The following is a 13,898-nucleotide window of genomic DNA, read 5'->3' as shown; positions in this document are numbered from 1 at the left end:
CATCCTCATTTATGTAGATTGTTAGAGAATTCATACATTACATTATTAAATAGCCATAATCTGCTTAATGGGGATATGTATGAAATTCCCCTCCCCTTTTCCCCACAAATAAATATATTATTTTTTTTTATGCATCTTTTCATTTAGATGGAAAGTATTATTTTGAAAATACCAAATCCATAAATTTCAAGGTTAAATAATATAATTCGTTGATAGTACATCAAATATTTGTATATGGACTATGTAACAGGTTAAAATTGATAATTGGTCCAGCTGTTGTTTATCTTAAAATGATATTACGAAGTTTATATACTAAATTGAAGTTGGATATTGTCATTGAATCTTAGAATAAGATAGGTGAAAATATTAGTGGAATATACAACTGAGATTGATTTTAGATAATGTGTCAGAGAGGGTGATAGATAAATTTCAAATAGATAAATCCACAAATTAATAATTATATGTGAGTTAGTGGGGGGATAAGATCAAGATCAACGAAAATGCCCCAGCAAGTGCATGTGCCGAGGTCAAGATCAACGCAGATCCTGAATTGGTGTGGAATGTATTGATCGATGTCAAAAATTGGCCAAATTGGAATCCTGATGTTAAAAATGTTGTAATGGACCAAAAATTCGCTGTAGGATCACAATTCAAATGGAAAGCAGGACCCGGTACCATAAGCTCTAAATTACAGGAAATAGAAAAACCTAAACTCCTTGTTTGGACTGGAAAAACAATGGGTATTCATGCGGTTCATGTTTGGAAACTAAAACCTATTGACAGTCAAACACTTATCAGTTCTGAAGAATCATGGGATGGTTTGATAGTCCGTATATTATCTGGAAGTATGCAAAAAACCCTAAAAAAATCAACTGAATCAGGTTTAAACTACCTGAAACAGGAAATAGAAAAATAGATAAAAACCTCGGTTTAAAAGTATCTAAGGTAATTTATTAATGAAGCAGGTTATCGTCTTAAAAATGCCATTAATAAGAACATAACTGGATTTATAAGTTTAATTTGGACTGAAAATACATATGATACAGTAATAGTTACAAAGGTTATATGGTGAGCTCTAATAGATCCATTGAGAGGTATGCCCTTGCACTAAGTGTTTTGATCAGTTTTTTAGTTGCATACGTAAGTTCGGCAATTAACATTGCTCTGCCTGAGATTGCCACAACATTTTCGCTTAATTCTGTATATTTAACATGGATTCCCACGTCTTACCTTCTTTTTTCAGCAATTTTTTTAATACCCTTTGGGAAAATAGCGGACATCTACGGTAAAAAACGTATCATAAGTTATGGATTAATAATTTTTGTTTTAGCCAGCATAACCTCTGCTCTATCAGTTTCAGGAAATATGTTGTTGATATCTCGAATTTTCCAAGCCATAGGCAGTGCCATGATCTATGGAAATGTATATTCCCTACTGGCATCTGTACACTCTGAAGGAGAAGCAGGCAAGCCTTTATCAATCAGTGTTGCTTCTGCTTACGTTGGACTTTCAGTAGGGCCAATATTAGGTGGATTTTTAACTGAGTATTTGGGTTGGAGAAGTATATTCTTTTTCACCATCCCAATAACTGTTTTTGCCATGTTATTTATCTACAAATTGAAGGGTGAATGGTTTGGAGAAGATGGGGAAATATTTGACATTAAGAGCACATCTGTACTGGCAATTTCACTTATACTTGTTATGTATGGCTTTTCAGTAATTACAAACATCTTAGGCATATTATGCTTAATAATAGGATTTATGGGTGTAATAATGTTTATATGGCTTCAAAAAAAGGTTATAAATCCTTTAATTCATCCTAAGCTATTATTTGACAGGGTTTATATCATTAACAATCTCACATCCCTTGTAAATTATGGCCCTGGTATATTCACAATTTTCCTCCTGAGCCTTTATCTTCAAGACATCAGAATGTTGAACCCTACTCAAACAGGATTACTGTTGTGTGTACAATCGGTATTCATTGCAATTGCATCGCTGCTAGTTGCGAAACTTCTTGATTTCACACTGCCCAGATATATTGCAGCTGTTGGAATGGCCCTAACAGGTATTGGATTGGCTTTGTTTTTATTCCTCACAGAAACCACCAGTTTAATATACATAATGGTGGCATTATCAATAATAGGATTGGGTTATGGGTTTTCAGCAGCATCAAGCACTGAAATTTCATTGAAGTACGTAGAAAAAAGATTTTACGGAGTTTCAAGTGCAACATTGAACACCATGAGGGTTTTGGGACAAATGATGGGTATGGGAGTAACCACAGCCGTACTCGCCATATTCATAGGAACAGCATCACTTACTCAGTCCAACCAAATTATTTTCATTCAAACCAGCAAAATACCATTTCTGATATATGCGATTCTTTGTTTTGTATCGATATATGGTTACTTCATAATTAGAAGAAAAAATTGAATTTATATAAAAAAAATATTGATTGACAGTTCTATTCAGTATTACGAAAATCATGGATCATTAAAAATAGTAAATTTTTTGTTGGCTAAATAGATTGATTTTAAATCTGTTTTAATGATTTAACTGCCCGACAATATTAACATTAATCCCTTTGCAGTCATGGTATGGCTAGTCAGATAAGATCTCGAAGAAGGTTAGTGCTAGCATTTCATTTCCACAATTTAGGATTTAAACTTCTAAAAGGACCTTAAAAATACAAAAATAATTTGATTTAAGCTCTAAAATAAAAAAAAGGGGTTGAAATAAATGGTTTCAACCAAATTTGAAGCACACATTAATTTTATAGTGCGTCAAGTTTTTCAGGGATGTATGTATCAACAACATACTCGAGCCCGTACTTCGAGAAAGACTGCTGTTCTGCTTTTTTCCCTATTTTAAGCATTTTCTTAATTTCAACCTTCCAGAACTCATCACGATACCTCGGATCCTTGTAAAGTTCCTTGAGCCTTAGAACATCTATATCCTTGAGGGGGTCTGTAGGTAGATCGTAGTTGACAATGTCGGATGCTGTAACTCCGAGGAACTTGGCGTTTGGAGTGGCAAGTTCATGGTTCACATGTGCAAGTTTTGCACTTCCAGAGATGATAACCATGGCAATATGGAATCCCCATGGATCTCCATCGTTACAAATATAAACAGGAAGTCCAAGCTCTTCATTAACCCTTTTAAGGAATCTTCTAGTTGCACGTGCAGCTTGTCCCTTGAGTCCCACAATAAGGGTGTTGAATTTTTTGTAAGCATTCTCCTGAACCATCCTGTGGAACATACCCATGGTTTCCACAGCTATGACCCTTTCCACATTATGGTCTAGTAGTTCAACCTCATCAATGGTTGGAGAGATGGTGTAACCTGACTTACCCATTCTCATGGCATTGATTTCAACATCATCGTCTTTGAGTGTTATATCACCATAAACAGAGGCACCATCCTCTTCTGGCATCAAACCTAAATCTTCACGAGTGATCCCAAGAGTAACTTCTAAATCTTCACCTACAATGTTTGATTCCTGCTGGTCTCCAAAGTCTATGTCCCAACCTTCTGAAACATAGTACATTTCCCTTAAAGTTGCAGTTTTACCTGTTTGAACAAGCCCCTTACAGAAATTAGCCATGTAAACCATTTGACCAATTTTTTTGATCTGCTTAACATTTCCAAGGGATCTCTGCCCGTAACGATCTCCTAGTACATAATAACGCCTGTCTTCATCGTAAACAATGTTAGAAGTACCCCTTGATGGTACACGTATTGCTGGAACAGTCTGTTTAGCAACATCATCGATGATCCTGTCACCGAGACTAGTCAGTTTGTTAACTGCAAGATCTCTCCTCTTTAAGGCATGTTCTTTTCTACTCGTCATCCTTATCGCCTACCATATCATCATTAGTTAACTCTTGTAACGTTTCTTTGTCAATTTCATCCAGAATTTTAGGCCTTCTGGTAACCTTTGCAAGTATGTATTCATACTCTGGAACATCTCTTCCAGACAGTATGGCTGCTTCCTTTAGGATCACTGGAACATATGTTTCAAATATTTTAGAACGCATTTCCTCTTCCTTAGCTGCCCTCTTTGCATTAAGATACTTCTGAAGACTCCTAGCAATTTTCATTGTGGCCTGTCTGACCTCATGAAGAATCTCATCCTCTGGCGCAACACTCTGCTTACCTGTTGAGAGGTATGGTACATTGGTAGATACGATGTTAACAAAAACAGTTATGGGTGTATTTTCAATATCACGTATTCCGTATCGTTTCCAATCAATACTCTTCAAAGCTTCTGTCAAAGCACAACTTCCCTGATCAAAGCTAAGTGGAACCCTGTTTGCAAACCTCATAATTTCGGATCGTTTCTGATCTCCAACAACCCTTCCAGAATTTCCTCCGTAGGCAATACCTGCTTCTATAATGAAAGAAACTCCTCCACGATAAGTTTTAGGTTTCCTGGTGGTTGTTGCAACAAATTCTGGGTTTAAAATTTCTCTAATGCCCTTTTCAATTTGTTCCTTTCCAATTGGGATCAATCCGGAAGTAGGAGGTGCCATGAAGTCCATCTGGGCGAAAAGTTCAACGATCTGTTCTGCTTCTTCCCATTTCATGTCTTTAGGTCTTTTATTAAGATCGATCTTGGTTATTTCTTCGATCTCGTTAACCCTCTTGGTGGACATCCTTGATAAAGAACTGGTTAAAAGACTTCTAAATCTTCTTTTATCGGTGTGTTTGGCCATGAATATCAAATCATCGGCCGTAACTCCCTTAGGGTGTGGAAGAACTTCTTTTGGAAGTGGTGGTATGATTTCAGTTGCCCTATGGAATATAAACAGCTGTCCTGTAGGATCTCGGAACGTAACCTTTGCATGTGGGTTAGCAATCATACTCCTTCGAATGTACTCAAATGCACCCTGTTCACTTAAGGAATAGGATACATCCTTGAATTGAAGTTCAATTGCAACACCAGTAGAATCCACATCTACTTTTTTCTTGTTGAGTATCAGACCTTTATTGGTTTTAACATCCATTTTAAAGGTCATTTCAACGCCTTTAATTTCGTCACCTTTTTTATAGCCTGAAATTACTCTTGCAGGTTTACCTGTGGTCATCTGAGACAACAACACACATCCACTGCAACCTAAACCTTGCTGTCCCCTGGATTGAATGTTCCTGAACTTAGAACCTGCAAACATGGTACAGTATACTTTGGTGATGTAATTTTCTGGAATTCCTGGCCCATTATCTTTATGTTTAAGTATGTAATGGTCTTTGTCAACTCTCTTAAGGTCTATGGATATTTCAGGTTGGATTCCTGCCTCTTCTGCAGCATCGAAACTGTTGGTTATCAGCTCGTGAAATACCATTGTGAGGGACCTTATTTTTCCTGAGAATCCCAGCATTTGTTTGTTCCTTCTGAAAAATTCAGATGCTGTAAGTTCCTTAAATTCTTCAAAAAGTTCTGATGCTTCTCTCTCCAAACTTAGCCTCCTTAAAATGATTATGGATCCATAATCAAGTATTTAAAAATTTATAAAATCTATAAATTTGAATTTATGTAATGTCTGTTTCATCCTTCGCAATTCTATGGAATTCTTGGATCTTCATATCCCTTGATTTCCTTTCAAGGAATGCATAAACAGTTTTGTGCCTCACACCGTTTAATATCATTTCAACAGCTTCTTTGGCTATGTGTATTTGTTCCATGCCTCCAATGATGGCAACTGTTTTTCCATAGATAGAAATATCAACACCAGTCATGTCAATGATAATATCCTTGGTACGTCCTTCTTTACCAATTATTCTGGCTTTCTGTCTCATTATAGCCTTTTTGGATTTACCAACGTAATCTGGTAAATTAATTATTTCCAGGAGGGTCTCATCACTTAAAAGTTTTAAAGAAATTTCTGGATTGAATCCTCTGCCAATAGCTTTAACAATATATCTTGATTTCCAAACAGCCAATGGGTCTTCAGTTGCTTCTGTGGGTGATACTGAAATGCTTCCAGTTTCACTGTCGATGTTTATGTCTGTTTTAGTCAAATTCTCAATTTCATCCTTAGTAATGCCGTTTTTCCCAATTAAGACCCCTACTCTTTCGCGGGGAATTTTGAGGTATTCTGTGTTAGGCATGATCTCACCTCAATTTATATAAATATATTCATATCCTTTATAATATACTTTACTAATCTCATACATCCATAATTTTACTTTTAATCTCATCTTTGGATATCTCAACACCCATTTTTTTAAAATCATTGACTAAATTGGTTATATCTCTATTTAAAAGCTCCCTTGATATTGGATTGTCGACTGTGACGCCTTGGGAAATGTCAATAATAACAGGTTCTCCATCGTCAATTAAAATATTGTAACCTGATAAATCACCATGAACAAGTTTAGCATTATTATAAAGTATTTTAACATAATTCAGTATTTTATCTGCAACATAATCAGGATTTGAGATTATTGTTTGTCTCATTAACTGTGCAGGATTTCCAATATCATCACCAATGAATTCCATGACCAGAACGTTGTTCTTTGCCACCAGGGGTTTTGGTACTTTCACACCAACTTCGAGAGCTCGCTTAAGATTTCTCATTTCTTTAGTAACCCATGTATTAATGATCTGGCGTTTATTGGAAGTTTTTACATTGAATCTTGGATCTCCCTGGATATACTGTTGCATTTTTTTAAAATCTGAAGTGCTTACCCGGTATATTTTCACAGCAACAAAATTTCCCTGATCATCTACTCCTTTAAATACATTAGCTTCCTTTCCTGTACTGATGGCTCCTTGAAGCTGGTTAACGTAACCCATCTTAGCAAGTTTGTAGAGGGTTTCAAGTGTGAGCCTGTCAAAAACTTCACTCCCCACTTTTCTGTCTTCATCACCCTTTAAACGCTTTTCAGATAGGAGTTTTCTCAAGTCATTATCTGCTTTCGATACCTTAGAGCACATTAATTTCACCAAAATGCTTCTACTCAATTTCAAATTAGTATTTACTCTATTAACATTTTAATGGACAGTATTAATAGAAATAACTTAGTAGATTAAAAGATTTTAAGTTTAAAATAGTATGGATTTTTATCAGTCCCTTTCATTGGACTGTTTAAATTCTAAACCATTTTTGTATTGATAAAAAGATTATTAGAGTTTTAAGTAACCACGTCTTTCAAGCCAGTTGGCTTCAGTACGGGTGTATCTCCATATAACATCGGCTTTTTCATCGCTCTGGAAATCCCATGGCTTTATTAAAACCACATCTCCTTCCCTTATCCAGATCCTCTTTTTCATTTTTCCGGGAATCCTAGATAATCGAGTCTTTCCATCTGCGCATCTGACTTTTAGTTTTCCATGGCCGAGTATCTGCTCAACTACCCCTGGAATTTCCCCTCTGCGGGGTGACCTTACTCTTCTAACTTCTTGTGGGCTTTGATTTTGTCCTCTTGTCAAACACTCTCCTCCTTTCTGTGAAGTTAATATTGATCTTCAGAATAATGATGAATTTTCACTTAAATTGTAAAATCATATTAACAACAATAAATAGTTTATTACATACTGCATCGATCATTTAACCTTCTTATTTTATTTAGTGTTTTGGGGTATATATAAGAGAGCTTTTACAAGCAGATTTTGTTTCAAAATTTCTTGATACAAAATATTTAAAGAACGATTTAAAGGGTTCAGGGTTCAATAACTTAAACACATACCTTGGGAAATGTATCGAACAAGATGGTGTCTTTATTTGATCATATTTGCATTGGATGATGAAGGATCTACACTCTAAAAACTTTGTTTTCATGAATGTATACTATTTTTAATTTTTCAAGCTTTTTTTACACCTCCAATTCAGACAGTGGTTCCCATCAAAAAATATGCCATAAAATGACTATTTTTAAATATTCAGCTACATTTGCAGGTTTTTAAATAGCCACTGATCTTAATTAAATATTTATGGAAACATATAGATTGGAACTTAACAAGAGCACGATCCTGAAACCATATGGGCATATGATTGAAGTAAACATCCAAATATCATATACTACTCCAGACATGACTCATTTTAGTAAATCCTAACTTCAAGGAGAGTAGTGTGTTTAATGGTTTATATTTTTGTTTGGCAAGAGCATTTGAAAAGTTCTCGAAGATTAATACCAAACACTAAAATAGATGGAAAACATAGTTTAGTAATTAAAATATTAATTCCGATTCATTGAAATGGATGGAACGTGTTTATATGGGAAACGAATTTCTAGACATAAAAAACCCCGATGATGTCAAAGGAATCATCAGTAATTTTCAGACGATCAAAAAGTACGAAGCTGTTTCAATAGAAAACTCACTGTATCGAGTGCTGGCAGAAGACATACATGCAACAATAAATCTTCCGCCCTTTAGAAAGGTAACCATGGATGGATATGCTGTTATTTCAGAAGATACATTCTTAGCTTCCGAAGATGAACCAGTTAAATTGGGACTTTTAGAAGTTATAGGTGCTGGGGACGTTCCAAAAGAAATTGTAAAGAATGGCTTCTGCACAGAAGTGGGAACAGGATCTCCTTTGCCTGAAGGTGCAGATTCAGTTGTCATGGTGGAATATACAGAAGTTAGGGATGGAATTATTTCCATACATGAAAGTGTGACAATGGGTCAGAACATTGCAAAGGAAGGTTCAGACATAGGGGAAGGTGAACTTCTACTTAAGAAGGGAACAACAATAACTCCCGAAAAAATAGGAGTTTTAAGTGCTATAGGTTTGAAAACAGTTCCTGTTTACAAAAAACCAGAAATAGCAGTTATATCAACGGGAAATGAATTGATACGTTATGATGAGGAAATCCAATATGGAAAAATATTTGACATCAACTCCCAAACTATCTCGAGTGCAGTAACAGCTTGTGGTTGTATACCAGTCAAAACTGAGATAGTTAAGGATAACTACAACGATCTGAAACGAAAAATAATCGAGTGTCAAGATATGGATCTTATCATCACTTCCGGAGGCACTTCAGCAGGTCGAGGGGATGTTCTAAGACAAGTTCTGGATGATTTGGGTGAGGTACTTGTCCATGGAATAGCTGTTAAACCTGGCAAACCCACAATCATAGGGCGTTTTGAAAATGAAGGTGTTGATAAGTATGTTGTTGGACTTCCAGGAAATCCTGTTGCAGCTTCAATGGTTTTCCAACTATTTTTTGCACCGTTCCTTAAGGACATGGCTTCAATTAAAACGAAATCCCGATTAAGGAAAACAAATACCATAAAAATCCCGCTTTCAAGAAGATACAGGCCTGCAAAAGGAAGAAAACATTTTTTACTTGTTAAGGTAGATGATGATAATGCAATACCTATTTTAAAAGATTCTGGGGCAATAACTTCCTTGGCTGAAGCTGATGGCTACATTGAAATTGGAAAAAATGTGGAGATAGTTGAAAAGGGCACTTTGGTCAAGGTTCATCCACTAGGGAACTGGTAAAAGAAGATCAAACTTCGAAGAGATCGCCTAGAACTACTTTTTTATCTGTTTGAACCAACTGCGGGATCCTTCCAAGTGTTCCTGCAGATTCACCAACCACCACCATGACACCACGCATGGCTTTCTTAAATTCTTCAGCATGCTCCAGGGATCGTTGGACAGCATCTTCGTCTTTGGTTCCTTTTGCTTCGTTGGCGATCGAAGTGGCTAGAGCATCTGCAATGCTAGCTTCATTTGCAAAGACTGTCACAGAATCAGCCCGTCCAAAGCTGATTGAATGACCCACAGTTCCTGATGATGTGCATATTCCCATGGGCGTCTGTTTAGGTTTTATTTTAAAACCCAGTTCTCCTGAAAGGGAAGATTCTCCAGCATACAGTCCCACCACAACATCTTTATTTATTTCAAGGGATATGTCTCCACCGTTGTCAATAATTATAAAATTGGCACCTTTTTCAACCATAAACCCCATTAAAAGCTGGGAAATTGTACCTGCAACGGCGGCCATAGGGCCAACATCTGCCCTTCTCCCGGCCCTACTCATTAAATTAACTATCAACGGAACTTCACTCGTATGGCCATGATCAGGACTTAATTTATTGTCTAACGTTTCTTTGACTGTCAACGGTTCAAAACTTGTAAGAAACTCTGGATTCTTCATGATATATCCTTTAAGCTGTGAACGTAAACTGATAATATAATTTGAAAGTTCGGGTACCATTAAATCTGAACTGACCTTCAGTTCGGTTTCACCAATTGTTATCCTCTCTTCAAATATTGTTTTGGCTTTCATCTGAGTAATTAATCTGTTTGTTACTACATAAAATATTTAGATAATCAACAAGAGAGTAAGGTTTGATAATCATGTTTGATAGAAATAAAAGAAGTTCAATTCCTGGAGAAAGAATATTATATAAAACCAGGCCCAGATTTGTTGTAAGTCTAAAATCTGCAATCATTAAATTTATAATAGTTTTAATACTAGTTTACTTCTTCACAACCTTGATAAAATATGCTGCTATGGTTCAGGGAAGGGTTGGAGCATTCATTAACATACCATTTGTAGAAGGAACAACGGACTTGATTGTGATAGTTATTCTGCTGCTCCTTGTTTGGATCTTATGGAATTACTTGTCCTGGAGATCTACGTACTACACCCTAACAAACCAGAGAGTCATGCTGAGAAGTGGTGTAATAAGGAAAAAATCAGCATACATGCATTACAACAAAATTCAGGACATAGTTGTATCCCAGAGTGTAATTGAAAGAATATCTTATTCTGGAGATATTGAAGTGTTTGGGGGGCACGACAATACCAGCATAATACTCGAAGATATCCCAAATCCTGGTGAGGTGGAGGACACCATCAACAGAATGATAGATGGAGATGAGCCGGAATTTGAAACTAAGGCTCCTAAAAAAACAGAAGAACCCAAAATCACGGGAAGATCCATAATGGAGGAGTACGATAAAAAATTTAAACTATAAATTTTCTTTTTTTTGTCATAAGAAAATGAATTAAACAGGAAAAGAACTACGGAATTCAACTACTAATATTCATAATCAAAATAGTCCCTACAAGGATCATTTCTATAAATTATTTCATCGTAAAAAAAATCTCTAAATTTGAAGTTAAGTGATTAAATGGAATACTTAAAATCAATATTTTACTTTGTGGTGGCTGGTTTATTTGAGATAGGGGGAGGCTACCTTATTTGGCTCTGGATTAGGGAAGGTAGGGGCATTGAATTCGCAATACTCGGTGCAGTGATCCTGGTTCTTTATGGTGTCATACCCACACTACAACCAGCCAACTTTGGAAGGGTATATGCTGCCTATGGTGGAATATTTATTTTTATGGCACTTCTATGGGGATGGCAAGTGGATAAAATAACTCCTGACAGATTTGAAATTATAGGTGCAACTATCGCCCTATTTGGAGTATTTATAATCATGTACTGGCCGCGAAGTTAATATTTAATTATTAACATTAACAAATGCTATATAATCAAACTAAACATACCAGATTGTAACCAGAGATAATTTAACTATATCTGATTAGGTTTAAATTCCAAGCCTATAAAAAAATAAATTCTATTCTTTAGGGATCGTTCCAGATAGGAATCCTGATAGCAAAATTTTATGGATGAGGATATAATATGAAGAAGTACGACATTGCTGTTGTTGGAGCAGGGCCTGTGGGATCTACATTTGCAAGATATGTTGCAGATAATGGTTTAAATGTTGTGATGGTGGAGAAAAAACGTGAAATAGGCATTCCACTTCAATGTGCAGGATTATTGGGGCAGAAGATTAAAGAAATAAATGTTCTGCCAGATGAATATGTGTTAAATCAAGTTCGAGGAGCATACATTCACTCACCTTCCAACAACATGATGAAAGTAGGAAAGGAAAATGTTCAGGCCTACGTAATTGACAGGGTAGGATATGATAAGTACCTTGCTAATTTAGCAGTTGATTCTGGTGCCGAACTCCTTATGAATCACAAAGTAATCCATTCAGATCTTAATGGATGCATAGAAACAAAGGAAACTAAGATCCAGGCAGATATCATTGTGGGGGCAGATGGCCATTCATCAACCCTCTCCAACAATTTCAATGAGAAACCTAGATCATTCATGGCGGCTCAGTACCTCATAGAAACTGATATACCCGTATTTGATCTTGAAAATGTACATCTGCATGTTGATGATTTAATTTCACCAGGATTTTTATGGACCATACCACTGACAAGTTCAACTGCCAGAATAGGACTTTTTGCTGACATGAACTACACTGAACTCAACAATGTTCTGGCCAAGTTAATGGCAACCGAGCCCATGTTTAAGAATGCTAGGATAATTCAAAAATACCAGGGTTACATCCCAAAATACGATCCTAAGAAGAAGATAGTTGACGAAAAAACAATCCTCTTAGGTGATGCAGCATCTCAAGTTAAACCAACAACTGGTGGGGGATTGTTAATTGGTTTTGAATGTGCTAAAATAGCAGCTGAATGTGCAACCAAAGCAGTTGAGATGGAAGATATATCTTATCTTAAGGAATATGAGAATCAAATAAGTAAACGATTCAGAAATGAGCTTAGGGTGCAGATAGAAGTGCAGAAAATATTTGAATCAATGAACAACCAAGATCTAGATGAAATGTTTACCAAACTCAAACAAGGAAATGCAGAAGAGCTTATTTCAAAGTACGGGGACATGGACACCCAATCCACACTCATAAAAGAAATGATAAAAAATGGTCTTCTCTTTTCAATCGTACCTAAATTACTTACAAGGAGGATCATGGGCCTATGGAAATAGTTTTCATAATATCACAGGAACATCAGACCCTGCCAAGGGCAGAAATTGAGGCAGTTTTAAGGGCGGAAGAAATACCCTTCAATTTTAAAAAACAGTACGAAGGAATACTGATAGTTGAAGTAGCCAATGAACATGAAAAATACATGGAAAGAGTTGGAAAAAGGCTTTCATATACTCATGAACTCTGTAAACTGTTAATTGAAACAGATAAAACCAGCTTAAACACTGATGTGGGAAAAGTTGATTGGAATGGGATCATCACTAACGATTATGTTGTCAGGGCAAGGAGAATGGATAAAACTGACAAATTTGATACATCAAAGATTGAAATAGAAATCGGGGGAACCATAAACTCTATTGTCGAAGGTTCGAAGGTAAATTTAAAGGATCCGGATTGTTTCATAAGGTTGATATACCTTGATGAAATTGTTTTGTTAACACAAAGAATAGTTAAGATTGATAAAAAACATTTCAACAACTTCAAACCACATAAAAGACCATTTTTCTACCCTGGATCAATGAGTCCCAAACTCGCAAGGTGCATGGTAAATCTAACTGAGATCAAAGAAGATGACACAGTTTTAGATCCATTTTGTGGAACTGGAGGAATCCTTATTGAAGCAGGTATCTTGGGAGCTAAGCTTATAGGGTCAGATCTAGATTATAAGATGGTTCAAGGTACAAAGAGCAATCTTGAATATTGTGGTTTTAAAAACTACAAAATCTTTAGAGAAGATGCAAAGAAAATTCATCTGGAAACCAGGGTAAATGCCATTGTCACAGATCCACCCTACGGCATATCTGCATCAACAGGTGGAGAAGACAGTACAAATCTGTATTCAGCTGCTTTAAAAAATATGGATGGCTTACTCAAAGAAAAGGGAAAAATATGCATGGCAACACCGCATTACATGGATATTAAGGGTTTAATAAAGGATACAAACTTTGAAATAATAGAACAACACCACATAAGAATGCATAAAAGTTTAACAAGAGTCATATCACTGCTTACAAAAAAGAATTTATCGCAAAAAAACTTAATTTAATTTAAACATCGGGGTAGCTGAATTTGTTATTTGGGGAAAATTTGGATTGAACATACACATCCAAATGA

The 13,898-nt window shown here is 36.0% G+C and carries 13 protein-coding genes; 7 read left to right on the top strand and 6 right to left on the bottom strand.

Annotation, left to right across the window (positions count from 1 at the left end; genetic code table 11):
- The first annotated feature begins 484 nt into the window (after positions 1–484).
- Both METBO_RS11745 and METBO_RS11740 read left to right on the top strand, forming a co-directional pair.
- Positions 485–916, top strand: a complete 432-nt coding sequence (locus METBO_RS11745; protein ID WP_013645941.1) for an SRPBCC family protein — start codon at positions 485–487, stop codon at positions 914–916.
- A gap of 149 nt (positions 917–1,065) precedes the next feature.
- Positions 1,066–2,436: an MFS transporter gene (locus tag METBO_RS11740; RefSeq protein WP_013645940.1), complete on the top strand. Its 1,371-nt coding sequence runs from the start codon at positions 1,066–1,068 to the stop codon at positions 2,434–2,436.
- Positions 2,437–2,776: 340 nt separating this feature from the next.
- Here METBO_RS11740 and METBO_RS11735 read toward each other — a convergent pair whose 3' ends face one another.
- From METBO_RS11735 to eif1A, 5 genes are all read right to left on the bottom strand, one after another.
- On the bottom strand, positions 2,777–3,853 hold the full coding sequence (locus METBO_RS11735) for a DNA topoisomerase IV subunit A (RefSeq protein ID WP_013645939.1): 1,077 nt from the start codon (positions 3,851–3,853) through the stop codon (positions 2,777–2,779).
- On the bottom strand, positions 3,843–5,459 hold the full coding sequence (top6B, locus tag METBO_RS11730; protein WP_013645938.1) for a DNA topoisomerase VI subunit B: 1,617 nt from the start codon (positions 5,457–5,459) through the stop codon (positions 3,843–3,845). The genes METBO_RS11735 and top6B overlap by 11 nt, the downstream gene beginning before the upstream one ends.
- 73 nt (positions 5,460–5,532) lie before the next feature.
- The gene (locus tag METBO_RS11725) at positions 5,533–6,111 is read right to left on the bottom strand and encodes a KH domain-containing protein (protein WP_013645937.1); all 579 of its coding nucleotides are present in this window, start codon (positions 6,109–6,111) and stop codon (positions 5,533–5,535) included.
- 58 nt (positions 6,112–6,169) lie between these two features.
- Positions 6,170–6,940, bottom strand: coding sequence for a serine protein kinase RIO (locus METBO_RS11720; protein WP_013645936.1), 771 nt, complete (start codon positions 6,938–6,940; stop codon positions 6,170–6,172).
- Positions 6,941–7,129: 189 nt separating this feature from the next.
- The gene (gene eif1A / locus METBO_RS11715) at positions 7,130–7,435 is read right to left on the bottom strand and encodes a translation initiation factor eIF-1A (protein WP_013645935.1); all 306 of its coding nucleotides are present in this window, start codon (positions 7,433–7,435) and stop codon (positions 7,130–7,132) included.
- A gap of 769 nt (positions 7,436–8,204) precedes the next feature.
- On the opposite strand from eif1A, the gene METBO_RS11710 reads away from it, so the two are divergent.
- On the top strand, positions 8,205–9,458 hold the full coding sequence (locus METBO_RS11710; RefSeq protein WP_227717227.1) for a molybdopterin-binding protein: 1,254 nt from the start codon (positions 8,205–8,207) through the stop codon (positions 9,456–9,458).
- A gap of 7 nt (positions 9,459–9,465) precedes the next feature.
- On the opposite strand, the gene METBO_RS11705 is transcribed toward METBO_RS11710, so the two are convergent.
- Positions 9,466–10,251 carry a UPF0280 family protein gene (locus METBO_RS11705; protein ID WP_013645933.1) on the bottom strand — a complete coding sequence of 262 codons (786 nt, stop codon included), beginning with the start codon at positions 10,249–10,251 and terminating at the stop codon, positions 9,466–9,468.
- A gap of 71 nt (positions 10,252–10,322) precedes the next feature.
- Between METBO_RS11705 and METBO_RS11700 the strand changes: the two genes are divergently transcribed.
- From METBO_RS11700 to METBO_RS11685, 4 genes are all read left to right on the top strand, one after another.
- On the top strand, positions 10,323–10,946 hold the full coding sequence (locus METBO_RS11700) for a PH domain-containing protein (RefSeq protein ID WP_013645932.1): 624 nt from the start codon (positions 10,323–10,325) through the stop codon (positions 10,944–10,946).
- A 156-nt stretch (positions 10,947–11,102) separates the two neighbouring features.
- Positions 11,103–11,432, top strand: coding sequence for a YnfA family protein (locus METBO_RS11695; RefSeq protein WP_013645931.1), 330 nt, complete (start codon positions 11,103–11,105; stop codon positions 11,430–11,432).
- Between the two features lie 185 nt (positions 11,433–11,617).
- Positions 11,618–12,784 carry an NAD(P)/FAD-dependent oxidoreductase gene (locus tag METBO_RS11690; protein WP_013645930.1) on the top strand — a complete coding sequence of 389 codons (1,167 nt, stop codon included), beginning with the start codon at positions 11,618–11,620 and terminating at the stop codon, positions 12,782–12,784.
- The gene (locus METBO_RS11685) at positions 12,775–13,830 is read left to right on the top strand and encodes a TIGR01177 family methyltransferase (RefSeq protein ID WP_013645929.1); all 1,056 of its coding nucleotides are present in this window, start codon (positions 12,775–12,777) and stop codon (positions 13,828–13,830) included. Before METBO_RS11690 ends, METBO_RS11685 begins: the two co-directional genes overlap by 10 nt.
- Positions 13,831–13,898 lie beyond the last annotated feature (68 nt).

The organism is Methanobacterium lacus (assembly GCF_000191585.1).
In the GTDB taxonomy this organism is placed as follows: Archaea; Methanobacteriota; Methanobacteria; order Methanobacteriales; family Methanobacteriaceae; genus Methanobacterium_B; species Methanobacterium_B lacus.
This window is presented reverse-complemented; position numbering and strand designations above follow the sequence as displayed.

What these genes read in the sequence shown, in the direction of transcription:
- METBO_RS11710 (WP_227717227.1), top strand. Translation starts at nt 8,205, where the DNA reads ATGGAACGTGTTTATATGGGAAACGAATTTCTAGACATAAAAAACCCC.
- METBO_RS11690 (WP_013645930.1), top strand. Translation starts at nt 11,618, where the DNA reads ATGAAGAAGTACGACATTGCTGTTGTTGGAGCAGGGCCTGTGGGATCT.
- METBO_RS11725 (WP_013645937.1), bottom strand. Translation starts at nt 6,111, where the DNA reads ATGCCTAACACAGAATACCTCAAAATTCCCCGCGAAAGAGTAGGGGTC.
- METBO_RS11700 (WP_013645932.1), top strand. Translation starts at nt 10,323, where the DNA reads ATGTTTGATAGAAATAAAAGAAGTTCAATTCCTGGAGAAAGAATATTA.
- METBO_RS11720 (WP_013645936.1), bottom strand. Translation starts at nt 6,940, where the DNA reads ATGTGCTCTAAGGTATCGAAAGCAGATAATGACTTGAGAAAACTCCTA.
- METBO_RS11740 (WP_013645940.1), top strand. Translation starts at nt 1,066, where the DNA reads ATGGTGAGCTCTAATAGATCCATTGAGAGGTATGCCCTTGCACTAAGT.
- METBO_RS11705 (WP_013645933.1), bottom strand. Translation starts at nt 10,251, where the DNA reads ATGAAAGCCAAAACAATATTTGAAGAGAGGATAACAATTGGTGAAACC.
- METBO_RS11695 (WP_013645931.1), top strand. Translation starts at nt 11,103, where the DNA reads ATGGAATACTTAAAATCAATATTTTACTTTGTGGTGGCTGGTTTATTT.
- METBO_RS11685 (WP_013645929.1), top strand. Translation starts at nt 12,775, where the DNA reads ATGGAAATAGTTTTCATAATATCACAGGAACATCAGACCCTGCCAAGG.
- METBO_RS11735 (WP_013645939.1), bottom strand. Translation starts at nt 3,853, where the DNA reads ATGACGAGTAGAAAAGAACATGCCTTAAAGAGGAGAGATCTTGCAGTT.